The sequence below is a fragment of the Amycolatopsis sp. cmx-11-32 genome, assembly GCF_047608695.1.
Taxonomy (GTDB): domain Bacteria; phylum Actinomycetota; class Actinomycetes; order Mycobacteriales; family Pseudonocardiaceae; genus Amycolatopsis.
Map to the genome: position 1 here is coordinate 385,898 of NZ_JADNQN010000006.1, position 24,153 is coordinate 410,050.

The following is a 24,153-nucleotide window of genomic DNA, read 5'->3' on the forward strand; positions in this document are numbered from 1 at the left end:
AGAAAAACGCACGCGCGTGTCCTCGCCCAACCTGCCGACTCCACTTTTGGGGACACGGCCTAGGCGACTCCTCTCGGCCGGAACTGGATGCTGATCCTGGGGCCGACCGGTTTGGCGGTCTTGGGGACGGCGTGTTCCCAGGTTCGCTGGCAGCTGCCGCCCATGACGATCAGGTCGCCATGGCCGAGGGCGTGCCGGACCGTCTCGCCTCCGCCACGCGGGCGCAGCACCAGTTGCCGGGCGGCGCCGACCGAGACGATCGCGACCATGGTGTCCTCGGTGCGGGAGCGGCCGATGTCGTCGCCGTGCCAGGCGACGCTGTCGCGCCCGTCCCGGTAGAAGCACAGACCGGAGGTCACGAACGGCTCGCCGAGTTCGTCCGCGTAGTGCGCGGTGAGTGTCTTCCGCGCTTCGGTGAGGATCGGGTGGGGGAGTGGGATGCCCTCGCGGTAGTAGCTCAGCAACCGGGGCACGGCGACGACGCGGTCGTACATCTGCCGCCGTTCCGCCTGCCACGGCACTTTTTCGGCGAGGCGGGTGAACAGTTCGCCCGCGCCGGTGAGCCAGCCCGGGAGTACGTCGATCCAGGCGCCCCGGGTCAGCTCGGTGCGCCGGAGCGGGCCGAGCGGGCCGAGCCCGAGGGCGGCGCACTCGTAGAAGAGCGAGGCTTGAAGCGCGGGGGTCATGGCAACCGAACCTACCCCGGCTCCGGCAGTTTGTCGAACGCGTGTTCGAGTGGAACAAATGACCTGCGTCGTCCGGCGCGGCCCGGCACGATGGGCCACATGATCGACACAGTCAAGTCCGCGGACGGAACGCCGATCGTGCTCGAACGGCGCGGAGCGGGTCCGGTAGTCGTCGTCGTGGCGGGTGCGGCCAACGACCGGCGCGGCGACGAACCGCTGGTGGCCGAGCTGACAGCCGAGTTCTCCGTGGTGACCTACGACCGCCGGGGACGGGGCGACAGCGGGGACACCGGGCCGTACGCGGTCGAGCGCGAGATCGAAGACCTCGGCGCGGTGGTCGCCTCGCTCGGTGAGCCGGTGATCGTGCACGGCATCTCCTCCGGTGGTGCGCTGGCCCTCCTCGCCGCCGCTGCCGGAGTGCCGATGGCGCGGTTGTCGGTCTTCGAGCCGCCGTATCGCGGCGAAGCGGAAGAAGTCCCCGAGGGGTATGCCGACGAGATGCGCGACCTGGTCGCGGCAGGTAGCTGGGACGACGCCGTAGCACTGTTCATGATGGCGGCGGTCGGCTCGCCGGCGGAGGCCGTCGCCGAGGCCAAGGCGACGCCGATGTGGGCCGAACTCCGGTCGTACGCGCCAACGCTGGTCTACGACGCCAGGGTGATGGGTGCTTCGAAGGTGCCGGACGGTCTGGCTTCGATCACGGCACCGGTCCTCGTGGTGAACAGCAACGGCAGTACGGACTGGCTGAAGGCCGCCGCTCTCGCCGCCACGAAAACGATCCCAGAGGCGAGGCAGGTGGAACTGGACGGCGAGTTCCACAGTGTCCAGCCGGAGCGGCTCGTTCCGGAACTCAGCGCGTTCTACCGGGATCCTCGGTGAGGCGTAGGTAAGCCGCGCCACGCGGGGAGATCCGGTAGCCGGTTTCGAGGCTGAGCGTCAACCCGAGATCCTTGAGTTTGCGGATGTCGACCTTCAACGTTTCTTTCTCGCGGCCGAGGAGGTCGGCCAGTTCCTGCGCGCGACGGCCGGGGCGCTCGGCGATGAGCCGCAAGGTCTCGTGGGTCCACGAGTATCGTTTGTCCATCTTGGACAACCGTCCGCGGATGGCGCCGATGTCCTTTTCGGACAGTTGGGCATCCGCGCTGAGCGCGTGCCGGGGATCTGGTCCGAGATAGCGCAGGCGGATGCGGTACACCGGGGCGTCCGCGGGGCCGCGCAGGATCCCGCGGACCGCGTGCGCCGAGGCCGCTCCAGAGCGGCGGGCGTCGGCGTCGGTGATGGCGGCGGGGTCGACGACCTCGACCGAGCCGACCTCGATCACCCCGGCTCCGGTACGCATCGTGTCGCCCTGGCGGACGTTGGGTTTCGCCCAGCGCCGGAAGGCCAGGTCGATCGTCCCGGCCGCCAGTCCTTCGAGGACCGTCATGGAGAGGATCACCGTCGTTACCCAATCAGCGGGACGCCGGAGCGTCAACACCTTGTCCGATGACGGTTCGTGCTCGTACAGTCGCAGTCTGGTCCTGGTCTGGACCACCCGCCCTGAATGCGCAGGAGGCAGGATGCGGAGACGACTTCGGACCGCCGGGGTGGTCGCGGCGGCCGCCCTCGGCCTGGTGGCGTCGGCGATGCCGGCGAACGCCCAGGTCGGAACCGGGCCGTGGACGGCGGAGAACCCCTCGTTCACCGTCCAGGAACGCGGGTGCGGCAACGTCGACGGACTCAACTTCGAACTGACCTGCTCCACCGGGAGCGGGGACCAGCGCGCGGAGCGGCGCTACGTGACCTACACCGGCGGGACCCGGCAGTTCGAGGGTTCGTTCCGGATCACCAGCATGGCGGGCACCCGGATCAGCCTGAAGCAGACCTTCCGCGACGCGCCGAGCGCCGGACCGTACTTCATGCTCGCGGTCGAACGCGGCGGGCGGCTCTACGCGGTCCACGGCGGGGAGACCCTTGGCAGCGGTGCGACGGTCGGGACGTCGGTGCGGGTCAACACCGTGCATCAGGTCGGGAGCACGCACAAGGTGTACATCAACGGTTCGCTGAAGCAGACCGTGAGCAGCGGAAGCGGCAGCTACTACGACAAGTTCGGCGCTTATCGGACGGCCAGTGGCGCCGGTCCGGTCAAGGTGACTTGGAGCGGGATCAAGTTCTGGCGGAAGTGAGTCCGGGTCGACGACTCGGTGAGTACATGAAAGCCCCCTTCCTTGCGCTAGTGTCGCGTGATCCTGCGGGTCTTACCCGTGATCAGACGGCGATCTCCGTCCAATCACGCGAGATCGCCGTCTGATCACGCGTAACCGCCGTCCAATCACGCGTAACTGCCGTCTGATCACGCGAGATCGCCGTCCGAGGAACGAAACCAAACGTCAAGCAAGCAAAATCACGCGACACTAGGCGCAAGGAAGGAGCTTTCATGTACTTGGGGTAGGTGTGAAGGTCGGGTTTCTGCAGCTGAGCCGAGCGAAGGGCCCTTCGCGCGCCCGCCGTCGTGGCTGGTGGTGCTACTGAGGCTAAATGACGAGAGTGAGGGGAACTTTGAGGGACTCTGGGTCCCTCAAGGAGTCCTTCACGGACCTGCGGAAGGCGACGAACCCCGCCGCCACGCGTCGAGGTCCGTCCAAGCCTCGAGGGTCCGCCTGCTTTCGAACCGGCGGCGTTCGCGCGTGACCGGATCGGCGAATTCGAGGACTTTCGCCAGTAGCTGCAAGGGTTCGGTGAAGTCGTCGAGTGGGGTTTCGGTCAGTTCCGGGTAGAAGTCGTCGCCGAGGATCGGCAACCCGAGGCCGCTCATGTGCAGCCTGAGCTGGTGGGTACGGCCGGTCGCGGGAAGCAGCCGGTAGCGACCGAGGCCGTCGCGGTGTTCGAGGAGTTCGATCCGGGTTTCCGCGTTGGGCGGCCCGTCGACCTCTTGGGCGGCGATGACCCCGCGTTCCTTGACGATACGGCTGCTGATCTCGCGCGGCATCGAGACGTCGGGATCGTAGCGCGCGATCGCTTCGTATTCCTTGTGTACCAGGCGATCCCGAAACATCGTCTGGTACTTTCCGCGGACTTCGGGGGTGATCACGAACAGGATTAGTCCCGCGGTGACCCGGTCGAGCCGGTGTGCGGGGCTGAGCATCGGGAGGTCGAGTTCGCGGCGGAGGCGGACCAGCGCGGTCTGCAGAATGTGCCGCCCGCGCGGGATCGTCGCGAGGAAATGGGGTTTGTCGGCGACCAGGAAATGCTCGTCGCGGTGCACGACGGAGATCTCGAACGGAACGGCGACCTCGTCGGGAAGATCGCGATGGAACCAGATGAACGAGTCCGGCACGAACGGCGCGTCGACGCCCAGTGGTCCGTCCAGTCCTACGATGCGCTCCTCGCGGAGCATCTCCTCGATCCGCTCGGGCGCGACCCGGGGGAGCCGCTCGACGAGGTGCTCCCGCAACGTCGTCCACGGTCCCTCGGTGGGCATCTTGAGCCTCGCGGGGTCGAGCCCGTGGCGGGGCGGGAGCGGCGGGCGGAGCTTGCGTCTCATCACCGCGCACTCTAGCCGCGACGACTCATCCGGCCTGGTCGCGGGCGGGCGCCCCGGTGTCGCGAAAGCCACTTTCGAGGCATTAGACGTCCCGAAAGTGGCTTTCGCGACACCAGCGGGAGTTGTCCACAGTGGGGCTGATGTGGCGAGTTGTCCACAGGCCGGGCGGAAGGTGCTGGCGGGGAGAACTCGAGGAGCAGAAGATCATGGAGTGAAACCTGGAGATTGGGCTCGTGATCCCGAGGAGCTCTACCAGTACAGTCGCGGCGGCGTGATCACCGTCGCCCGGTTGACGGAACTCGGCGTTCCGTCGAGGACTTGCTATCGCCGGTGCCGTCCGGGAAGGCAGTGGCGACGGCTGCTGCCGGGAGTCTTGCTGTTGAACTCCGGCGAACCGACGCGTCGGCAGCTGGTCGATGCCGCTCTGTTGTACGCCGGCCCCGACGCAGTGGTAACCGGCGCGACCGCGTGTCGTCGACAGGGGTTACGGGCGCTGCCGGACCATCCCTTCCGCGTCCATCTCCTCGTTCCCCTCGAACGCAAGGTCATCAGTTCCGGGCACGTGATCATCGAACGCACGACCCGGCTGCCGACGGCGGTCGTGCTCGATGGGGTACCGCTGGCACCCTTGGTTCGGTCGGTACTCGACGAGTGCCGTCGGCTCGGCTCACGCCAGGCGGTTTCGGCGCTGCTTTCCGAAGCGGTCCAGCGGGGCGCAAGCCTTCCGGAGCTGTTCGAAGAACTCGATGCCGGAAGCAGCCGCGGCACCGCGATCCCACGCGATGCGCTGCATCGCATCGCCGATGGAGCCCGGTCGGCCGCGGAAGTCGACGCGATGCGGGTGTGGCGAATGAGCGGATTGCCCGAACCCGGATGGAATCATGAACTGCGAGCCGAAAACGGGGAGTACATCGCGACTCCCGATGGCCACTTCGTGGCGGTGAGGCTGGCCTGGGAGATCGATTCGTACGATTTTCACTTCGGCAAGCAGCAGTATGCGGCGACAGTGGCGAGAAACGCCAGGTGCGCGGCCGCCGGCATCGCGGTCCTCCAGACCTTGCCCAGCCGATTGCGGACGGAACCGAAGCGGGTGATCGCCGAACTCGTGGCCGCGCATCGTGCCGCTGAGGCCCGTCTGCGTCGGGCCGCCTGACCAACGATGCCTGCCCGAGGTGTCGCGAAAGGTGCCGCGAAAGCCACTTTCGCGACATCAGACGTCCCGAAAGTGGCTTTCGCGACACCCGGCACCCGACTCGCAACACCCGACTCGCAACACCCGACTCGCGACACTCGAGCGCGGCGGAGGCGAGAGCGATCAGTGCAGATCGCGATATCGCGCGAGGTACCGCTCGGTGGCGTCGGCCTCCGCGAGCGCGTCGGCCTCGTCGCGGGTCCGGCGCCCGATGCCCGGCGGGAAGCCGTTCTTGGCGAGCCGGTGCTCGATGCTCTCCTCCATGTAGGCCATCGAGTAGAAGTACGCCACGAGCGCGGCCATCAGCACGATCGCCAGCCGCAGGCCGAGTGGGCCGGGCAGGAGCAGCCACACCGCGCAGAGCGGGCCGATCATCACCGTGCTGCGGGCGACGTGCCGCCAGCGCCAGGTCCCGGTGGTCGCGTCGTGGAGGATCCAGTCGTGGTAGCGCTCGGGCAGCCTGCCGCCGAGTGAGTACCACAGCCAGCGGAACACGTCCGGGCGCTTGCGAGGCATCAGGCGACTCCTTCTCCTTCGATACTCGACACAGTACACTAATGGTTAGTACACTAATTATTAGTGTTGCCGAGGACACGGCTAGGATCGGCACATGAGTTCGGAAGGGCCCGAGATGAAGTCGATCGATCTGGGCGAGGACCCGCTCGCGCTGGAGCGTCAGGTGTGTTTCGCGCTGTCGATCGCGTCGCGCAGCGTCATCGCCATCTACCGCCCGCTGCTGGAGCCGCACGGGCTCACCCATCCGCAGTACCTCGTCATGCTGGCGCTGTGGGAGCGGGGGCCACAGGCGGTGAAGGACCTGAGCACCGCTCTGCGTGCCGAACCCGCGACGCTGTCCCCGCTCCTCAAGCGGCTGGAGGCGATCGGTTACGTCACGCGCAGGCGCAGTGCCGAGGACGAGCGGCTGCTGACGGTCGAGCTGACGGAATCGGGTCGCGCGTTGCGCGCGGAGGCGGAAAAGATCCCGTATCGCGTCGTCGAGAAGCTCGGAATGGAGGTCTCCGAGCTGGAGGTGCTGCACAAGGCCCTCACTGGCGTCATCGAAGCCACCGCCTGAGCGAACCGAGACCGAGGTGTGACGAAATTAGGGTGTGTAGCCGCTCCCGCTTGGGTAATTTCCGTCACGCCACCTTGAGATGACAGGAAGCTGAGGGACCGTGACCACCTCGACCCCCGCCCCCACGGAAGCAGGTCTGGATCTCCTGACCAGGCTGAACGCCTACCTGGAGGCCGTGGCTTCGGCATTGGGGATACGGATGGATTCGTGCACGGCCGACCTCACCGGCCCGGTCACCGCCGGCCTGAGGCTGAATTGGCGCTTTCCCGGCTTCCCCGAGCGAGACGCCGACCTGCTGTGGCACGAGGAGCACGGCTGGTCGGCCGCGGTCGCGACGCAGTCGGGCGACGACCACTACGTCGTCGTCGCCTACCTCGGCGGACGGTCGGTCGCGTCGCCGCCGCGGCTGGTGGCCCGGTTCGCCGAGACCCTGCGCACCGGTGAGCACCAGGACTGCTGGCCCGGCCCACCGACGCTGCGCACCGCCGGCGGGCCGTCCGCGCTGGCCAAGGAACTCTCCGCCTGGGCCTGATTCACTCCGGCGGAGAGCGGAGAGTGGACGGCGTCGATCTCCCCGCCGATCAGGAACCGCGGCGTGCGGAGACCGATCGACCGCCGGTCGAAGACACCCTTGGCACGCACCCGCCAGGTGCCGTCGCCGTTGTCTTCCGGCCCTGCGCGGTCAGCGTGCGGGGACACGACTCCGAGGCTGCCTTCGATCCGGTTCGATGGCGGTGACGCCGCTCCGGACGGTGAACAGCGCGGGATCCTCATCTGGCAGCAATTTCCGTGCGCGTTCGGCGGGCAGGTCGGAATTGGGGCACCCGGCGCGATCCGGCGTCGGCGGGGACGGTCGCCGGTCATTGGCTGCGTTCGGCGACAGCGCCGGCCAAGACGGCGAAGCGGACCAGGCACTGCACTTCGACGAAGCGGCTCGGGTCCTCGCGACCGCGCTGGACGCCCGCGCGAAGGCGGGACTGTCCGAAGTGGACCAGCTCGGCGTGCCGCCGGGCTGGTCGCCCGCGCGCTCGCCGGCCGGTTCGCCGAAGCGGGAAGCCTCGCCGCCGAAGTCCTGGTCGACCGTGGCGATTCGTTCGGGCACAAGGGATCGCGCGCGAGGCTGCTCCTACCGGGACCGCTCGCGCGGGCCGCGAAGCTGATGCTTTCCGAGCGCACGGTGGAAGCCACGTCCGGTCGTCCCGTGGGCGGGCAGGGAAGGTCTCAGGGACTGACGGTCAGCTTGCCGAGGATGCGGGCGACGACAGCGTCCCGATTGTCGTCGAGGAAGAAGTGACCGCCCTCGAAGATTTCCTTCTCGAAGGAACCGGTCGTGTGCTCGGCCCAGTTTTCGACGTCGGGCACGTCCAGGACCGGATCCGCGTTCCCGGCGAGCGCCACGATCGGGCAGGTCACGTCGGGGCCCGGCCGGTAGCGGTAGGTCTCGACGGCCTTGTAGTCGCCGCGCAGCGAGGGCAACGCGAGAGCGCGGATGTCCGGGTCGTCGAAGATCGTCGGGTCCGTGCCACCGAGCCTGCTGACCTCGGCGAGGAACGTGGCGTCGTCGGCGAGGTGGTGCGCCTGCTCCTTGTGGATGTCGGGGCCGCGGCGGGCCGAGAGGAACAACGCCGCCGGAACGAGGCCACGCGCCTCGAGCCGCCGGGCGACCTCGAACGCGACGATGGCGCCCATGCTGTGGCCGAAGAGGGCGAACGGCTTCGGGAGCTCGGCGACGATGTCCACCAGCCGCTCGGAAAGGACGTGCAGATCGTCGATGACCGGCTCGCCGAGGCGGTCCTGCCGTCCCGGGTACTGGACGGTGTGCACCTCGACGGTGGGGGAGAGCGCTCCCGAAAGCGGGCGGTACGCACTCGCCGATCCACCGGCATGCGGGAAGGCGACGAGCCGCGTCTCGGCAGCCGGTGCCCGGTAGAAGCATCGCGTCCAGACGCGGAGATCCTGCCCTGCCATCGAAAATCCCCCAATCCGCGCGGGAATCCCCCGCACGACACTGGAATGTACGGGGGATTCGCGGGAAGAGTCCATGGGTGTGCGGGGTTGAACACTGGACATCGGCCCACATCCGGGGCCTGGTGGAAGGGAGCGAGTGTGGCGGAGGAGCTGAAGATCAGGCTCGGTGCGGGACTGGGGACCGGGACGGCGCCCGAGGAGTTCGGCGCCGCGGTCGACTTGCTGGAGCGGGCGGGTGTCGATTCGCTCTGGCTGCCCGAGGCGGTGTACTCGCCCAGGATCGACCCGGTCGTCGGACTGACCCACGCGCTCGCCCGCACCTCGGAACTGAAGGTCGGAACCGGCGTGATGGTGCTGCCCGGCCGTGATCCGGTGCTGGTCGCCAAACAGCTCGCCTCACTCGCCGCGCTCGCGCCGAAACGAGTCCTCCCGGTCTTCGGCCTGAAGCCCGCGCGGGACGCGGAACTCCCGCTGTTCCCGGTGCCGCAGGGCCGTCGCGCGGCTGTCTTCGACGAGTCTTTACGGCTGATCAAGGCCTTGCTGGAACAGGAGGAGGTGACCTTCGAGGGTGAGTTCTTCCGCGTCGAGGGTGCCGGGCTGGGCATGCGCCCGCTCAAGCGGCTCGACCTCTGGCTCGGCGGGAAGGCGCCGGGCGCGCTGCGGCGGATCGGCAGGCTCGCGGACGGCTGGCTGGCCAGCTTCCTCACGCCGGAGGAGGCCCGCGCCGGCCGTGAGGCGATCCAGAAGGCCGCCGCCGAGGCGGACCGGGAGGTCGAGGCCGACCACTTCGGGATCAGCCTCATCGTCGCCGAGGACGGCATCCCGGACGCGCTCGCGGCATCGGTCGCCGCGCGGTCCGACGCCGACCCGTCACGCCTGATCGCGGGCAGCTGGTCTGCCGCCCGCGACCTGGTCGCCGAGTACCTCGACGCCGGGCTGAGCAAGTTCGTGCTCTACCCGGCCGGACCGGAGCCGATCGAGCGGTTCGTCGAGAACTTCGTCGAGTACGCCGTCCCGCTGCAGAACTAATGCTGAAGGGGACTTTCCCCGCGTCTTACGCGGTGAAGGGCGCTTTCGTCGCATGACATGCGACGAAAGTCCCCTTCAGCCCCAGAGCCGGCGCGAGTCCCGGCACTGATCCGGGAGACCCGCGCTAGTCGAACTTCAGCTCTTCGGTCCGCCGCGGCATCAGCAGCAGGGCGCCGACGCTGAGCACGGCGACCACCAGCATCGCCAGGAAGACGTGGTGCGTGGCGTCCGCGAGGGCGTCACGCACGAACGTCGTCGTCGGCGTGGCGGGTCCGTGGCCCTCCAGGACGACGCTGGTCGCGTCGACGCCGGACGGCAGGCCGACGACCCCGTCGGGCGGGTTCGCGAAGCGGTTCGCCAGGGTGGCGTTCGCGATTGCGCCGAACATCGCCACGCCGACCGCGCTGCCCAGCGAGCGGCTGAACATGTTGGTCGCGGTGACGACACCGCGGCGTTCCCAGCCGATGGTGGACTGCACGGCGATCAGCGTCGGGCTCGACGCCAGGCCCAGCCCGATCCCAAGGACGAACGCCGCCGCGGCCGCCAGCCAGATCGACGACCCCGCGGCCAGGAACACCGTAAGGGCCGCGCCCGCGATGACGATCCCGCTGCCGATCAGCCCGGTGTCCCGGAATCCGATCCGCATGTAGATCCGGCCCGCCAGCGACGCCGAGATCGGCCAGCCGACGGTCAGCGCCGCCAGCGCGAAGCCGGCGACGAGCGCGCCGGTGCCGAGCACACCCTGCGAGAAGGTCGGCAGGTACGAGGTGAGGCCCATCAGCAGCATGCCGACGACGACGGCGACCAGGTTTCCGCCGATCAGCGTCCGTTTGGTGAAGATCCACAGTGGCAGCACCGGCTCCTCGGCCTTGCGTTCCACGAACACGAACGACACCAGCAGCACCACCGCGCCGATGAAGATCGCCAGGCTCGGCGCGGACGCCCAGCCCCAGGCGACACCGCCCTCCAACAAGCCCAGGATCAGCAGCGAGCAGCCGAGGGTGAGCAGCGTGGCGCCCAGGTAGTCGATGCGGTGCGAGCGGCGTTCGACGCGCTCACGGAAGTTCCGGAACAGCATCCACGCGGCCAGCGCGCCGAGCGGCAAGTTGATGAAGAAGATCCAGCGCCAGTCGAGGTACTCGGCGAACACACCGCCCAGCGTCGGCCCGACCACCGACGAGATGGCCCACACGCTGGCGAGATAGCCCTGCACCCTGGCGCGTTCCTCGACCGTGTACATGTCGCCGACCATGGTCAGCGCGATCGGCTGGATGGCACCCGCGCCGATGCCCTGCACCGCGCGGGCGGCGATCAGCACCGGCATGCTCCACGCCGCGCCACAGAGCACCGAGCCCAGCAGGAACGCCGCGATCCCGAAGAACATCACCGGCCGCCTGCCGAGCACGTCGGCGAACTTGCCGTACAGCGGAACGGTGACCGCCTGGGTCAGCAGATAGATCGAGAACAGCCACGGGAACTGGGAGAAGCCGCCCAGATCGGCGACCACCGAGGGCACCGCCGTCGCGATGATGGTCGAGTCGAGCGCGATCAGGCCGGAACACAGCATCACGGCGATCAGGACGGGGCCGCGTTCGGAGCGGAAACCGACCCCTTCCTTGGCGGTGACCGGGGCCGGGGTCGTCATCTGCGGGGATCTCCTCGGGCTCATGAAGGGCGTCAACTGCTTCGCATGGGTAAGCATTCCATGGAGACTCCCGGTCATGGGATTGATTTTTTCCGTGAGGTTTGACGCAAAATGGGTCGGATGAGCACTTGGATCCGCCCGATCAACCGTGGCTGGGTCGTCCTCGACGCCGTCCCGGGCCCCGACGTCGACGAGTTCGCCGATCCGGACCGGGTGATCGCCGCGCTTGCCGGGGCGCGCGGTGACAGCCTGCTGGCGGTCCAGCATCCGGCGAGGACTCCGGCCGCACTGGCGGGCGGCCTCTCGGTCGAGGCGGCGTTGCCACAGGCCAGGGCCACCTTCGAACGTCTCCGGGAACGGCACTATCGCCCGGTCGCCGACGTCATCGCGCCTTATCGCATCGACGGGCCGGACGGCGTCGCGCTCGGCGTGCTGTGCCTGGTCGATCCGGCAGCGGTGCGGGAGGGCGGGGTGACGCGGGTCCGGCACACCGAGGACGTCTATCCGGACGTCGTCGCGGAGCGGGCCGTGATGCTCGCCGGGCTCGGTGTCGCCACGAGCGCCGCCATGCTGGTCCCCGCGACCGGCGGCCGTGAGCTGACCGCGTCGATCGAACGGCTCTGCCGGGAGCAGGTGCCCATCCTGTCCACAGTGGACGGCGTGGGCCGCAAGCACGAACTGTGGCTCGCCGGTCCCGGCGATGGCCGGTACGCACTGCTGGCCGCCTTGGACGAGATGGATCTCCTGGTCGCGGACGGCAATCACCGGGTCGCGGCCGCCGCGGCGTCGGGACGCGGCGCGCTGCTGGCACTGGTCACCGGGGGACCGGGACTGCGGATCGGACCCATCCACCGGGTGCTCACCGGCACCGGGCTCGACGCGGCCACGCTGGTCCGGCGGTGGACGGAGGCGGGCTTCGACGTCCTCCCCGGCCCGCCGGAGCCGCCGGCCGAAGCCGGGGAGGTGACCGTGCTGGCGGGGGAATCGGCGTTCCGGGTGGCACTCGGCAGGGCGGGACTCGACCACGCCGTCGTCGAGCAGGACCTGCTCCGTGGGGCGCTCGGTGTCGATCCGGAAGGAGCGCACGTGCGGCCGCTGCTGCCGGGCACCCCGGTGCCCGAAGACGTGGACGCCGTCCTGCTGCTGGCCCCGGTCCCGTACGCGGAGGTGCTCGCCGTGCACGCGGCCGGACTGCGGATGCCGAGGAAGGCCACCTATTTCACGCCGAAACCACGCAGCGGACTCCTGCTGGCGGAGCTCTGACGTCGCGCTTTCGTCGGTGGTCAGGCCTAGGATCATCTCGTGGAACTGCCCGTGATGCCGCCCGTGAAGCCGATGCTGGCCAAAGCCGTGCACGAACTGCCGCGCACGCCTGGGCTGCTGTACGAGCCGAAGTGGGACGGCTTCCGCTGCGTGGTCTTCCGTGACGGTGACGAGGTGGTCCTCGGCTCGCGCAACGACAGACCACTGACGAGGTATTTCCCCGAACTGGTCGATCTGCTCAAGGAGGCGCTGCCCGAGCGCTGTGTCGTCGACGGCGAGATCGTGCTGGTCACCGAAGGCGGTCTCGACTTCGAGAAGCTCCAGCTGCGGCTGCACCCGGCGGCGTCCAGGGTGAACAAACTGGCCGCGGAGACGCCGACGAGTTTCGTGGTGTTCGACCTGCTCGCCCACGACGACCGGGATCTGACACCGGAACCGTTCGAGGAGCGGCGGAAGCTGCTCGAAAGCGTCGTCGACACGAAGTTCGCCCGGGTGCACCTCACCCCGTTGTCCGAGGATCCCGACGTCGCCCAGGACTGGTTCACCCGGTTCGAAGGCGCGGGTTTCGACGGCGTGATGGCCAAACCAGCCGACGCGCCGTACGAACAGGACAAGCGGGTGATGTGGAAGGTCAAGCACCAGCGCACCGCGGACTGCGTCGTCGTCGGGTTCCGGTGGCACAAGGACGGTGTCGGCGTCGGGTCGCTGCTGCTGGGGCTCTACAACGACGAGGGCGTCCTGCACCACGTGGGCGTGGCCAGCAGCTTCACCGCCGCGAGGCGTCGTGAGCTGGTGGACGAACTCGCGCCGCTGCGGGAGAACGCGCTGGAGAAGCACCCCTGGCGGGAGTGGGTCGAGGCCCATGAGGAGGCGGGCGGCCGGATGCCCGGCGCGGGCAGCCGGTGGGCGCCGCAGAAGGACCTGAGCTGGGAGCCGGTCCGCATCGAATGGGTCGCCGAGGTCCGCTACGAACACGTCGAGGGCACGCGGTTCCGCCATGGCGGCAGGCTCGTGCGCTTCCGCCCCGACCGCGAACCGGCGTCCTGCACCTACGCGCAGCTCGACGAGGTACCGCCCGCCGAGCTGGCCACGCTGTTCACCGAGCTGGGGGAAGCATGAAGTCGGAACCGGTGACGCTGGACCTCGACGGTGTCGAATTCACGGTGTCCAGTCCGGGCAAGGTCTACTTCCCGGAGAACGGCGAGACCAAATTGGACCTCGTCGAGTACTACCGCGCGGTTTCGGTGCCGCTGCTGGCGCAGCTCGGCGGGCGGCCCTTGCTGCTGGAGCGCTATCCCGACGGTGCGGGCGGGAAGTCATGGTTCCAGAAGAGGGTCCCGAAGAACGCGCCCGAGTGGCTGACCACGACGGTGGTGTCCACCCCGAACGGGACCACTTCGGACGCGCTCGTGGCGAAGGACCTCGCGCACGTCATCTGGGCGGTGAACCAGGGCTGCCTCGGTTTCCATGTCTGGCCGAACCGGGCCGACGCGCCGGACATCAGCGATCAGTTGCGCGTCGACCTCGATCCTTCGCCCGGCATCGGTTTCCCGGAGCTGCGGCACGGCGCTGTCCTGACGAAGGCGTTGCTCGCAGAACTCGGCATCACCGCGCAGCTGAAGACGTCGGGCTCGCGCGGTTTGCATCTTTACGTGCCGCTGGAACCGAAGTGGGACGGCTACGAGGTCCGCGCGGCCGCCGTCGCGCTCGCCCGCGAACTGGAGCGGCGCCACCCGGAGGAGATGACGGCGCAGTGGTGGAAGGAAGAGCGGGGCTCCCGGGTGTTCGTCGACTTCAACCAGAACGCACCGCACAAGACGGTGTTCGGCGCGTGGTGCGTGCGGCCGCGGGTCGGCGGGCAGGTGTCGACGCCGATCGGCTGGGACGAACTGGAGACCGTCGAGCCCGACAAGCTCACCCTGTCCACCGTGCCCGCTCGCTTCGCCGAACGCGGAGACCCTTGGGCGGAAACGAAACCGCAGTCGATCGAGTCGCTGCTGGAAATGTCGGAGAAGGACATGGAGAACGGGCTCATGGACGCGCCTTGGCCGCCCGTGTACCCGAAAATGCCGAACGAGCCGCCCCGGGTCGCGCCGAGCAGGGCCAAAAAGGAACAAAAAGAGTCGAAAGACTAAGAGCTTGCGCGCCGGATAGTCCGCGTTTAGTCCTCTAGTTGCGGTAGTTGCGCGCGCAACTACCGCAACTAGAGGACTAAACGCGGTCGTCCTGGACGAACCGCAGGACCCGCAGCATGCCCCGCTCGTCGACGACCTCGGGATCGTCCGCGACGCACTCTTCGAGGCGCGCGGTGACGGCGTCGGTGTCGATCCCCGAGCCGATCAGCACCAGTTCGCTCCGGCGCGGCAGGCCCGACGGCCACGCCGACCGTTCCACCTGGACGAACGAGCCCACCGTATGCAGGCCGAACCGGGAGCGCGGGCCGTTCGGGCCGAAGTCGAGGAAACCCTTGATCCGGTAGAGCCCGCCGGGACGCTGTTCGAGAAAGTCCATCAGCCGTCGCGGGTCCAGCGGCCGCTCGGCGGTGAAGGCGACGCTGTCGTACGCGGTGTGGAAATGGTGCTCGTGGTCGTGCTCCTCCTCGCGGAGGTCGTCGAACGACAGTTGCCCGGCGCGGTCACGCGGCCGGGCGTCGAAGAACAGCGTGGGGTCGATCCGGCCGTGGGAGGTCGCGATCACCGGCGTGCCGGGCGCGATCTCGTCGATCGTGCCGCGCAGCTTGGCCAGGGTGTCCTCGTCGGCCCGGTCGGTCTTGTTGAGCACGACCAGGTCGGCGAACCCGAGGTGTTCGTCCAGTTCCGGGTGGCGTCGCCTGGCCGCCTCGAACTCGGCCGCGTCGACGAGTTCGACCAGGCCGCCGTAAGCGATGACGGGGTTCTCGCTGGCGATCATCAGGCGGATGAGGTCACGCGGTTCGGCGAGCCCGCTGGCCTCGATCACGATGACGTCGATGCCTGCCTCGGCCTCGGACAGTTTGGCGAGCATGGCGTCGAGGCCGCTCGCGTCGACGGCGCAGCACAGGCAGCCGTTGCCGAAGGACATCATCGTGTCGACCTGCCCGGAAACGGCCATCGCGTCGACCGCGATGCTCCCGAAGTCGTTGACGATGACACCGATGCGCGCACCTTGGCGATTGGCCAGCAGGTGGTTGAGCAGGGTGGTCTTCCCGGAACCGAGGAAGCCGGCGACCAGGATGACCGGGATCCGCCTGTCGACCACGTTTTTCCTTTCCGCCGGAGTTCCCAGCACTCTAGCGACGGCGGGAGCGGGCCAATACACCGGTCCGGGGAAAGAGCAGAAGAGCAGGTAGGGAGGTGCACTCGAAAGAGTGATGAAGTGGATATGTAAAACGATCACAAAGGGATCTTGGTTAAGCGTGATCGTTTCGCTGAGGGTGATTCTGTGAATCTTCTGCGAACTCGGACTTAATTCCAAATATTGTCACCACTATGCATTCTACCTGCGAAAACGTCGTCTAGACGAGGCTTCTGTCGTTCGGTGGATAGTGTTGGTGTTTTTGTGGGGTATCGTCTTCCGTCTGGTCCGGACCCGGCCATCTCGCCGATCAGGCATGACTCTCCGGGCATTTTCGAAGTGCAGGAGGAATGGTGATCGTTCCCGCCGCCGGCCCCGGCGTCGAATTCGGAGAGTGGGAGGCCGAGGTGTCGACCGCCTCCATGCGGGTGACGGATATCCCCGGCTTGCCTTCGGAAGCGAGGCCGCGGGAACGGAGCGTGGACGTGACCGAGGCGGAGGACTTCCTCCGGCTCTTCCACGACGAGACGGGCGGCGGCGAGGCGCGGCTGAGTGAGCGGCTCGACCAGGTCCGCGCCGAGATCCACGAGACCGGCACGTACCGGCACACCACGGCGGAGGTAGAGTTCGGCGCCAGGGTGGCCTGGCGGAACTCCGCGCGGTGCATCGGCAGGCTGTACTGGCAGGGGCTGAAGGTCCGGGACCGCCGTGACGTCATCGGCGCCGCCGCCATCGCCGACGAGTGCGTCACTCACTTGCGTGAGGCGACCAGGAGCGGCCAGATCCGGTCGACCATCACCGTTTTCGCCCCGGACGGTCCGGCCGGGCCCGGCCCGAAGATCCACAACGACCAGCTCATCCGCTACGCCGGTCATCGGCTCGGCGACGGCTCGGTGCTGGGCGATCCGCGCCATGCCGACTTCACCGAGATCGTCAAGGAACACGGCTGGCGCCCGCCCGAGCGCAAGGGTTCCTTCGACGTGCTGCCGCTGCTCATCGAGTCCGAGCCGGGGGAGCGGCGCCTGTTCCGGCTGCCTTCGGACGCCGTGCTGGAGGTCCCGCTGTCGCATCCCGACCACCGGTGGTTCGCCGGGCTCGGCCTGCGCTGGCACGCGGTACCGGCGATCAGCAACATGCGCCTGGTGATCGGCGGGATCACCTACCCCGCGGCGCCGTTCAACGGCTGGTACCTCTCCACCGAGGTCGGTGCGCGCAACCTGGCCGACACCGACCGCTACGACCTGCTTCCGGTAATCGCGGACCTGATGGGCCTGTCGACGGCGTCGGAGCGCACCCTGTGGCGTGACCGCGCGCTCGTCGAACTGACGCTGGCTGTCCAGCACTCCTTCGACGCGGCGGGCGTGACCGTCGCCGACCACCACACCGAATCGTGGCGGTTCCTCACGCATATCGCCAAGGAAGAACGCGCGGGTCGCCGCTGCCAGGCGGAGTGGAGCTGGATCGTCCCACCGTTGTCCGGTGGGCAGACGGCGGTGTTCCACCGCTACTACGACGAACCCGATCCGGCCGCGAGACCGGCCTTCCTGCCTCCTGGGTAACGCCCCCGACGGGTGAAGAGGTGAGCCGAATGCGGCGTGTCGACGAGCCGGGCGGCGGCACGGGTTGCGGCCGCGCGGACAATGGGGAGATGACCGCAGTGCTCGTCGCCCACGCCGGGAAATCCGGCGGGACAAGGGAGATCGCCGAGGTGATCGTCGCCGAACTGCGGGAAAGCGGCCTGACGGCCGATTTGCTGGACGCCACCGAGGTCGAAGACGTCGAATCGTACGGCGCGGTGATCGTCGGGAGCGCGCTGCACCATCGGCGATGGCGTCCGGAGGCGGTGCGCCTGCTCACCGAGCACGAGGAGGCGCTCCGGAGTCGTCCGGTCTGGCTGTTCCACAGCGGGCCTTGCGGGCCGCTCGCCGCGGGCAAACACGTCAGCCTGCCCGCGGGGGTCGCCGTGCTGGCCGCGCGGATCGACGCCGAGCGCACGGCCACCTTCGGCGGCAGGCTCACTCCGGCCACCGCGAGCGGCCTGTTCTGGAAGATCATGGCCGCGGGCCCCTGGGCGGGCGACTTCCGCGATTGGCCGTCGATCCGGGCTTGGGCACGCGACGTCGGCCGCCGCGTGCGTATCCGCGTCACTCTCTGACGCGCCGGTTTCGTCGGTGCCCTGTCATAGGGTGTCCCCATGGACAAACGGTTCACCGCGACACTGCTCAAGAGCCCGGAGAAGGGCGGCTGGACGTACGTGGTCATGCCCGGGTCCGCCGAGTTCTTCGGGACCAGGGGGTTGGTCAAGGTACGCGGGACGATCGACGGGCATCCGTTCCGGAGTTCGTTCATGGCGCTGGGTGACGGCACCCACAAGCTGCCGGTGAAGGCCGAAGTGCGCAAGACGATCGGCAAGGCGGAGGGCGACACGGTGGACGTCGTCCTGCTCGAAAGGCTGGAGGGCTGAGTGGCCGCGGAATGGAAACCGTCGCCGGTCATCAAGTTCTACGAGGCGCTCGGCGCGGTGGCGGACGGGCGGGTCGAGATCGACGGTGACACGGCCCGCGTCGCGTCGTCGGACAAGGCCAAGACCTACGACGTGCGCCACGATCCGGCCGCGGGTTCGATCACGGCCAACGACAACGGCTCGTACTGGCAGGGATACCTCGGCTATCCGGGGATCGCGTACCTGATGGAGCGCGGCCTGCTCGGTTACGACCGTGGTCTCGCCGGAGAACTGGCCGGTGTGCCGTGGAAGGAACTCGCCACCCAGTACCGCAACGACTGGGCGAAGGTCGAGAAGCACGTCCGCGACGATCTGACCGAGCGTGGAGTCGACCTGGTCCGATTCGACGCCGGGCTCGCGGAGATTTCGGCGCAGCTGGAGAAGCTGGCGCTCACGAAGCTGTCTCCACGGCTACGACCACCGAAATGACGCCTCGTCGGGGGTGGTAGGTCCGTGAAGGACTCCTTGAGGGACTCTGGGTCCCTCAAGGAGTCCTTCACGGACTTCGCACTGGGCTTCATTCACGAGACCACGCTCAGCCGCAGTGCTCCGACGGGCTGTCGTACTTCGTCCCACCCGCGGAACCGCCCCACTTCACGCATTTGTCCACCGCGGCCGCCCGCACCGGCCCGGCGAACCACGAGAACGACCCGGAGTCGGTGATCCGGGACGATCCCTGGACCTCGAGGTAGGCCGACGTCGCCGTCGCGGTGCCCGCGGCCGCGCTCTTCATCGTGCTGACACAGTTCTGTCCGTTGGAAGCGTTGTAGGACAGGTAAACCGTGCCCGCCGTCCCGAGCGGGGCCGAGTCGATCACGCCGTATCCGCTGCCGCACACCGGGGCGCCGAGCGTCGTCTCGGTGACGGTCGAGAAGCGGATGGTCTCGTTGGCGTTCCCCGCCGGGCCCGCTTCGTACAGCACGCCGACCGAACCCGAGGACAGCTGGACCATGTCGGAGTACGCGGCGTCGCCGCTCCACACCAGCGTTCCGGCGGAGTTGCCCTGCCAGTTCGCACCCTCGTCGAACGACGACCGCACGACGAGTTCCTTGCGGCGGTCGCAGACCGACGGAGCGGCGAACAGGATCCGGTTGTACTTGCCTGCCTTGTCGGTGGCGGTCATCCTCACAATCGAGGCCTGCACGACCGGGGTGATCAAGTCCTCCTCGAAGGTGAACTTCGTCGAGAAGCTCGCGCCGCCGTCGGAACTGATGGCGTACGCGCGGTTCTTCGCTCCACCGGCGAGGCACTTGTTGCCGTTGTTAGCCTGGTTGCGCGCCGCGGCGTAAACCCGGCCGTCGAGCAGTTCGGTGACGCTGATCTCCTGTGGGATCAGCGCGGCCGACGTCGCCGGGGTATCGGTGGCGCCGCGCTTCCAGGTGACGCCCTGGTCGTCGCTGTAGATCAGCGTGCCGCTGTGCGTGCCCCCGTTGCTGTAGTTCATCCCGGCGACGATCCGGCCGGCGTGCGCGCCGCGGGTCAGCACGATGCCGTGTGACGGGCCGGTCGCGAGCCAGGCCGGCGCGGCGCTGAAGCCGAGCTGCGTGGTGAGCACCTTGGGGGCGGTCCACGTCTTGCCGTGGTCGTCGCTGATCGAGACGCGCGGAATCCGGTTGCAGTCGGGGTTCTTGACGCATTCCATCACCGACAGCAGCACGATCCGGCCGGTGGACGGGATCACGATCGGCGACGGATTTCCTTTGGTGTCGCCGAAACCTTCGATGACGACCTTCGAGGCGCTCCAGCTCTTCCCGTTGTCGGCCGAGCGTTTCACAACGAGGTCGATGTCGCCGCTGTCGTTGCAAAAGGTGGCGCCGCCCTTGCGGGCCTCGGCGAACGCGAGCAGTTCGCCGTTGTTCGCCTTGACGACGGCGGGGATTCTGAAGCAGTCGTAACCTTCTGTTTTCTCTTTGTACACCACCGTGTTTCCGACAGCGGCGGGCGCGGCGAGTGAGGTGGCGGGGGAGGCGCCGACCGCCGCGATGGCGACGAGGGCCGCGAACAGGCCCTGTGCGACGCGAGAGATCTTCACGGGAGTACTCCGTCCTGGATTCGATTCCGGATGACGGGGCATCAGGGTCCTTCCCGGTCGTACAAGGCGCGTACAACCCGGTTTCGCGTTCTGTGTCAGGTGACGCAGAACGAGAGACCGTTCCCTGTCAGAGTCTCTACAGCCGGCCACGGCGCGACATCGGGAAGGGGAGGGCCGAATGAAGGTGATCGATCCCGAGGGGCGTAAGTGGGAGATCATTCACCGTTTCGCGCCGTGGCACCGGTGGGTTCAACCGTTCGCGATGCTCACCGGTGGCTACCGGCACTACAAGATGACCGCGGACTGGACGCTGTATCTCAAGGACTTGCCCGAGGACGGACCCGTGAACAAGGTGGTCGGCCTGCGGGCGCTCGTCGAGTTCCCGTTCTCTCTGCTGTTCGGGCTGGTGCTGGTACCGGTTCGGCTGCTGGAGATGCTGTGTCAGGGCATCGCGGGGTCCGTCGCATGGGCCGTCCGACGGATCCGGAGGGCACCGGAGCGGGTCGATGTCGTCGGCTGGAACAAGGATCGGACCGGTCTTGTCTCCCTGGCGATCCTCAAGGTTCACCGTCACCTCGCCGACCCGTTGGCCGCCGAACTGTGCAGGCTGTCCCGTGACCGCGTCCTGTTCGATCCCGGCGATCCGGCCGTGCACGACGTGCTCACCCGCTTCGGCGTGCGGGTGGAGAAGCACCGCACCCTGCTCCGCCGCCGGACTGCCGGGATCGCCGCATGACGGCGGGCGCTCACCAGCCTGGTCCGCCCGGAAAGCGAGCCGCGCGTACGGACACTGTTCTCCGCCACCCGGGCACGCGTGGAGCGGCACTTCGGTCTGCCGTGGCGGCTCAGTGGTCGTCGGGTGCCAGCTGCCTGAGGTCCTTCAGGCTCCGGACGACCAGCCGTTGCCGTCCAGTGCTGAGCAACCCGTCGGTACGCAAGGTCCGCAGTGTCCGCGCGACGGCTTCCCGTGACGCGGACGCGAGTCCCGCCAGGTCGCGCTGGCTGATCCGCAGCGCGATCAGGGTCCCGTCGGGGACGGGGACGCCGTACCGCTCGGCGAGATCGACCAGGATCGCGGCGATGCGTTCGGCGGCGGTGCTGTCGCCGAATTCGGTGCGGCGCGAGTTGGCGTAGCGCAGCCGGGAGGTGATGATCCGGAGCAGGACCACGGAGATGCCGGGGTAGTCGCGGAGCACGGAGTTGAACGCTCGCGCGGACAGCCACAGCCCGGTGACCGGCTCGACGGCGACCGCCGTTGCCGAGCGCAGGCTGCCGTCCATCGACGCCATCTCACCGATGATGTCGCCCGGGTCGCGGACGGCCAGAACGGCGTCGTAACCGCCGGTGGACACGGACGTGATCTTGACCCGCCCGGTCATCAGGATCAGGACCCAGTCCGACCGGTCGCCCTCGCGGATGATCACCGTCCCGGCCGGGTACCGGCGCAGCTCGGCCTCGGCGCGCAGCGCCTTGCGCTGGCCGTCGTCGAGGAGTTCCCAGAGCCTGCCGGGTGACTCGTGCGGCACCGCCGCCGGCTGTGTCATGCCTGTTATTCGCCTCCGTGCGCGATGGTACGAGCACATATAACGGGCCGCTCGGGCGGCCTAGCCCGAGATCTCTTGGTATGCCTGGGAAAGACGCCGGATGCCGTCCCGCACCTGCGTGCCGGTCGCGGCGCTGACGTAGCTCAGGCGCAGATAGGGTCCCGGCGCCTCGGCCGCGAAGTAGAGCCTGCCGGGAGTGACCGCTACTCCGGCGCGGAAAGCAGCGCTGGTCAGCGTTACTTCGTCGGCGAAACCCGGCAACGGTTGCCACAGGTGATAGCCACCGGTCGGGACCGGGACGGTGCTCCAGGACGGCAGGAATTCCCGCAGCGCGGAGACGGCGACGCCGCGGCGTTCCCGCAAGGCGGCGGCGAGTGTCCGCAGATGGCGGGCCCAGGCGGGAGAGCTCACCAGCTCCAGCGCGGTCTCCTGCAGTGGCCGGGGGACGAAGAAGCTCTCGACGGCGTGGAGGCCGCGCAGCCGCTCCAACGCCGGGCCGCGGGCGGCCAGCGCGCTGATCCGCAGGCTCGGCGACGCCGGTTTCGTGAGCGACCGGATGTGCACCACGACACCGTCGGGATCGTCGGCCACCAGCGGCGGCGGGGGAGCGGGGCTTCCGGGGTGCGCCATCAGCCGCGCGAAGTCGTCCTCGATGACGAAAGCACCCGCGTCACGGACGATCCGCAGGACCCCGGCCCGGCGTTCGGCGCACAGGACCGCGCCGGTCGGGTTCTGGAACGCTGGCTGACAGACGAAAAGCCGGGCGCCGGTGTCGCGGAAGGCGTCCGCGAGCAGTTCGGGCCGGACGCCGTCGCGGTCGGTCGGCACCGGGACCGGCCGCAGCCCCGAAGCCCTCGCGATGGCCAGCATTCCCGGGTACGTCGGGGATTCCACCAGCACCGGCGCGCCAGGGGCGCCGAGCGCGCGCAACGCCGTGGTCAGCGCGCTTTGACCGCCTGCGGTGACCAGCACGTTCTCGACGTTCACCGGGCTGCCGATATCGCGGGCGAACCAGGCCCGTAGTTCGGGCAGGCCGCAGATCGGCGGCCTGGTCCACGCGCCGGGTCGGCGTCCCGCGCGGGCCGACGCCGCCGCGAGTTCGCGTTCCGGTTGCAGGCTGGGATGGGTGTAGCCACCGTTGAGGTCGATGACTCCCGACGGCGGATCGCTCAGCGCGGCGAGCACCCCGGTCGCGTCGATCGCGCGGATACCGGTCTGCGAACTCAGTGCCACTTCCTGCCAAGAAACGTCACCGGACACCGCCACCTCGCGCGGCGGCGGGGCGCGGAAGACGCCGGCGCCGGGACGGGTGATCACCAGGCCTTCGGCGGCCAGTGCGGCGATGGCGCGCGACACCGTCACAGGGCTCACCTTCAGCTGCCGGACAAGCTCGCGGCTGGACGGGAGCTTTCCTTCGATTGGATAGCGCTCAAGCTCGGAACGCAGCTGTGTTACCAGGTTGGCGACGCTGCTACCATCGGACATGAGACTGGATGATAGCGCTATCGCGGATCGGGCAGTAGCGGTCCACTCTGGGACGGTGCTGGCGGCGCTGGGTGTCTTCGCTTTCTCGTTCACGTTCCCCGCCACCGTCTGGACGCTCAAGGGCTTCGGCCCGTGGACCGCCACCGGCGCGCGTTGCGTGCTGGCCGCGCTGGTCGCCGCCGCTATTCTCCGCGCGTTCCGGGTCCCGTTGCCGAAGCGTGCGCAGTGGCGCGGTCTGGCCGTGGTCGCGATCGGCTGTGTCCTCGGGTTCCCCACCCTGACCACACTCGCCCTGCAGACCTCGTCGACGGCGCATTCCGCGGTGGTGGTCGGGATGCTGCCGCTGGCCACCGCCGTCGTCTCGTCGAAGCTCACCGGGCACCGGCCCTCCCGCCGGTTCTGGCTCGCCGCCGCGGTGGGCGCGCTCGCGGTGGTGGTGTTCACCGTGAGCCAGAGCGGTGGTGGACTGTCCACAGCGGACCTGTTCCTGTTCGCCGCGCTCGTGCTGTGCGCGTTCGGGTACGCCGAAGGCGGCAGGCTGGCCAGGGAAATGCCAGGCTGGCAGGTGATCGCCTGGGCGCTCGTCCTCGCGCTGCCGGTCACCGCCGCGCTCACCGTGTTCGGCGCGGCGACCGAACCACTGCACCTCGGCGGCGAGGCGATCACCGGCCTGCTGTACGTCGCGCTCATCTCGCAGTTCGGCGGTTTCTTCGTCTGGTACCGCGGAATGGCCGAGATCGGTGTCGTGCGGGCGAGTCAGCTGCAGCTGGCCCAGCCGTTGCTGACACTGATCTGGGCGGTCCTGCTGCTCGGTGAGCACCTTCCGGCGGCCGCGCCGGTGACGGCGCTGATCGTGGTCGCCTGCATCGTGGTGACCCAGCGGTCCCGGACTTAGCCCACTTCGGCTCGCATCGGCGCGGGCTGAAGGGGCCCTT

At 68.6% G+C, this 24,153-nt stretch carries 26 protein-coding genes; 16 read left to right on the forward strand and 10 right to left on the reverse strand.

Annotation, left to right across the window (positions count from 1 at the left end; genetic code table 11):
• Positions 1–59: 59 nt before the first annotated feature.
• The gene (locus ACM6LR_RS21475; protein ID WP_414937777.1) at positions 60–686 is read right to left on the reverse strand and encodes an alpha-ketoglutarate-dependent dioxygenase AlkB; all 627 of its coding nucleotides are present in this window, start codon (positions 684–686) and stop codon (positions 60–62) included.
• A gap of 99 nt (positions 687–785) precedes the next feature.
• Here ACM6LR_RS21475 and ACM6LR_RS21480 point away from each other — a divergent pair, with 99 nt between their 5' ends.
• The gene (locus ACM6LR_RS21480) at positions 786–1,565 is read left to right on the forward strand and encodes an alpha/beta fold hydrolase (RefSeq protein WP_414937778.1); all 780 of its coding nucleotides are present in this window, start codon (positions 786–788) and stop codon (positions 1,563–1,565) included.
• Here ACM6LR_RS21480 and ACM6LR_RS21485 read toward each other — a convergent pair.
• On the reverse strand, positions 1,537–2,112 hold the full coding sequence (locus tag ACM6LR_RS21485; RefSeq protein ID WP_414937779.1) for a hypothetical protein: 576 nt from the start codon (positions 2,110–2,112) through the stop codon (positions 1,537–1,539). The genes ACM6LR_RS21480 and ACM6LR_RS21485 overlap by 29 nt on opposite strands.
• A 133-nt stretch (positions 2,113–2,245) precedes the next feature.
• Between ACM6LR_RS21485 and ACM6LR_RS21490 the strand changes: the two genes are divergently transcribed.
• The gene (locus tag ACM6LR_RS21490) at positions 2,246–2,851 is read left to right on the forward strand and encodes a hypothetical protein (protein ID WP_414937780.1); all 606 of its coding nucleotides are present in this window, start codon (positions 2,246–2,248) and stop codon (positions 2,849–2,851) included.
• A gap of 404 nt (positions 2,852–3,255) precedes the next feature.
• Here ACM6LR_RS21490 and ACM6LR_RS21495 read toward each other — a convergent pair whose 3' ends face one another.
• Positions 3,256–4,209 (reverse strand): pseudouridine synthase, encoded by a 954-nt coding sequence (locus ACM6LR_RS21495; protein WP_414937781.1) that lies wholly within the window; start codon positions 4,207–4,209, stop codon positions 3,256–3,258.
• On the opposite strand from ACM6LR_RS21495, the gene ACM6LR_RS21500 reads away from it, so the two are divergent.
• Positions 4,199–5,362, forward strand: a complete 1,164-nt coding sequence (locus tag ACM6LR_RS21500) for a hypothetical protein (protein WP_414944382.1) — start codon at positions 4,199–4,201, stop codon at positions 5,360–5,362. The two genes, ACM6LR_RS21495 and ACM6LR_RS21500, sit on opposite strands and share 11 nt — an antisense overlap.
• A 162-nt stretch (positions 5,363–5,524) precedes the next feature.
• Here the strand turns inward: ACM6LR_RS21500 and ACM6LR_RS21505 are convergent, their stop codons facing one another.
• The gene (locus tag ACM6LR_RS21505) at positions 5,525–5,917 is read right to left on the reverse strand and encodes a DUF5313 domain-containing protein (RefSeq protein WP_414937783.1); all 393 of its coding nucleotides are present in this window, start codon (positions 5,915–5,917) and stop codon (positions 5,525–5,527) included.
• Between the two features lie 115 nt (positions 5,918–6,032).
• Here ACM6LR_RS21505 and ACM6LR_RS21510 point away from each other — a divergent pair, with 115 nt between their 5' ends.
• The 3 genes from ACM6LR_RS21510 (at position 6,033) to ACM6LR_RS21520 (ending at position 7,636) form a co-directional block, all read left to right on the forward strand.
• Positions 6,033–6,476 carry a MarR family winged helix-turn-helix transcriptional regulator gene (locus tag ACM6LR_RS21510; protein WP_414937969.1) on the forward strand — a complete coding sequence of 148 codons (444 nt, stop codon included), beginning with the start codon at positions 6,033–6,035 and terminating at the stop codon, positions 6,474–6,476.
• 100 nt (positions 6,477–6,576) lie between these two features.
• Positions 6,577–7,008 carry a DUF6292 family protein gene (locus tag ACM6LR_RS21515; RefSeq protein WP_414944383.1) on the forward strand — a complete coding sequence of 144 codons (432 nt, stop codon included), beginning with the start codon at positions 6,577–6,579 and terminating at the stop codon, positions 7,006–7,008.
• Between the two features lie 196 nt (positions 7,009–7,204).
• Positions 7,205–7,636, forward strand: a complete 432-nt coding sequence (locus tag ACM6LR_RS21520) for a hypothetical protein (RefSeq protein ID WP_414944384.1) — start codon at positions 7,205–7,207, stop codon at positions 7,634–7,636.
• Between the two features lie 61 nt (positions 7,637–7,697).
• Here ACM6LR_RS21520 and ACM6LR_RS21525 read toward each other — a convergent pair whose 3' ends face one another.
• Entirely contained in the window at positions 7,698–8,444 is a 747-nt protein-coding gene (locus tag ACM6LR_RS21525; protein ID WP_414937786.1) for a thioesterase II family protein, read from the reverse strand.
• Positions 8,445–8,582: 138 nt separating this feature from the next.
• On the opposite strand from ACM6LR_RS21525, the gene ACM6LR_RS21530 reads away from it, so the two are divergent.
• Entirely contained in the window at positions 8,583–9,473 is an 891-nt protein-coding gene (locus tag ACM6LR_RS21530; protein WP_414937787.1) for a TIGR03854 family LLM class F420-dependent oxidoreductase, read from the forward strand.
• Between the two features lie 124 nt (positions 9,474–9,597).
• Here ACM6LR_RS21530 and ACM6LR_RS21535 read toward each other — a convergent pair whose 3' ends face one another.
• Positions 9,598–11,118, reverse strand: a complete 1,521-nt coding sequence (locus ACM6LR_RS21535) for an MDR family MFS transporter (protein WP_414937788.1) — start codon at positions 11,116–11,118, stop codon at positions 9,598–9,600.
• A gap of 111 nt (positions 11,119–11,229) precedes the next feature.
• On the opposite strand from ACM6LR_RS21535, the gene ACM6LR_RS21540 reads away from it, so the two are divergent.
• From ACM6LR_RS21540 to ligD, 3 genes are read left to right on the forward strand one after another with little or no spacing between them, the layout of a single operon-like run.
• The gene (locus ACM6LR_RS21540; protein ID WP_414937789.1) at positions 11,230–12,381 is read left to right on the forward strand and encodes a DUF1015 family protein; all 1,152 of its coding nucleotides are present in this window, start codon (positions 11,230–11,232) and stop codon (positions 12,379–12,381) included.
• Between the two features lie 39 nt (positions 12,382–12,420).
• Complete coding sequence (locus ACM6LR_RS21545; protein WP_414937790.1) at positions 12,421–13,500, forward strand: ATP-dependent DNA ligase; 1,080 nt, start codon at positions 12,421–12,423, stop codon at positions 13,498–13,500.
• Positions 13,497–14,516: a non-homologous end-joining DNA ligase gene (ligD, locus tag ACM6LR_RS21550; RefSeq protein WP_414937791.1), complete on the forward strand. Its 1,020-nt coding sequence runs from the start codon at positions 13,497–13,499 to the stop codon at positions 14,514–14,516. Before ACM6LR_RS21545 ends, ligD begins: the two co-directional genes overlap by 4 nt.
• Before the next feature lie 76 nt (positions 14,517–14,592).
• Here ligD and ACM6LR_RS21555 read toward each other — a convergent pair whose 3' ends face one another.
• Positions 14,593–15,618, reverse strand: a complete 1,026-nt coding sequence (locus ACM6LR_RS21555; RefSeq protein ID WP_414937792.1) for a CobW family GTP-binding protein — start codon at positions 15,616–15,618, stop codon at positions 14,593–14,595.
• 386 nt (positions 15,619–16,004) lie between these two features.
• Between ACM6LR_RS21555 and ACM6LR_RS21560 the strand changes: the two genes are divergently transcribed.
• The 4 genes from ACM6LR_RS21560 (at position 16,005) to ACM6LR_RS21575 (ending at position 18,586) form a co-directional block, all read left to right on the forward strand.
• Complete coding sequence (locus ACM6LR_RS21560) at positions 16,005–17,213, forward strand: nitric oxide synthase oxygenase (RefSeq protein WP_414937793.1); 1,209 nt, start codon at positions 16,005–16,007, stop codon at positions 17,211–17,213.
• Positions 17,214–17,302: 89 nt separating this feature from the next.
• Positions 17,303–17,809, forward strand: a complete 507-nt coding sequence (locus ACM6LR_RS21565; protein ID WP_414937970.1) for a flavodoxin domain-containing protein — start codon at positions 17,303–17,305, stop codon at positions 17,807–17,809.
• Positions 17,810–17,848: 39 nt separating this feature from the next.
• The gene (locus ACM6LR_RS21570) at positions 17,849–18,118 is read left to right on the forward strand and encodes a DUF1905 domain-containing protein (RefSeq protein ID WP_414937794.1); all 270 of its coding nucleotides are present in this window, start codon (positions 17,849–17,851) and stop codon (positions 18,116–18,118) included.
• A complete protein-coding gene (locus ACM6LR_RS21575; protein ID WP_414937795.1) occupies positions 18,119–18,586 on the forward strand; it encodes a hypothetical protein in 468 nt (155 codons plus the stop codon).
• Between the two features lie 106 nt (positions 18,587–18,692).
• On the opposite strand, the gene ACM6LR_RS21580 is transcribed toward ACM6LR_RS21575, so the two are convergent.
• Entirely contained in the window at positions 18,693–20,189 is a 1,497-nt protein-coding gene (locus ACM6LR_RS21580; RefSeq protein ID WP_414944385.1) for a sialidase family protein, read from the reverse strand.
• Between the two features lie 178 nt (positions 20,190–20,367).
• Between ACM6LR_RS21580 and ACM6LR_RS21585 the strand changes: the two genes are divergently transcribed.
• Entirely contained in the window at positions 20,368–20,925 is a 558-nt protein-coding gene (locus ACM6LR_RS21585) for a hypothetical protein (RefSeq protein ID WP_414937797.1), read from the forward strand.
• A gap of 109 nt (positions 20,926–21,034) precedes the next feature.
• On the opposite strand, the gene ACM6LR_RS21590 is transcribed toward ACM6LR_RS21585, so the two are convergent.
• On the reverse strand, positions 21,035–21,733 hold the full coding sequence (locus ACM6LR_RS21590) for a Crp/Fnr family transcriptional regulator (protein ID WP_414937798.1): 699 nt from the start codon (positions 21,731–21,733) through the stop codon (positions 21,035–21,037).
• A 60-nt stretch (positions 21,734–21,793) separates the two neighbouring features.
• Entirely contained in the window at positions 21,794–23,218 is a 1,425-nt protein-coding gene (locus tag ACM6LR_RS21595; protein ID WP_414944386.1) for a PLP-dependent aminotransferase family protein, read from the reverse strand.
• 55 nt (positions 23,219–23,273) lie between these two features.
• Here ACM6LR_RS21595 and ACM6LR_RS21600 point away from each other — a divergent pair, with 55 nt between their 5' ends.
• Entirely contained in the window at positions 23,274–24,113 is an 840-nt protein-coding gene (locus ACM6LR_RS21600; RefSeq protein WP_414937800.1) for a DMT family transporter, read from the forward strand.
• Positions 24,114–24,153 lie beyond the last annotated feature (40 nt).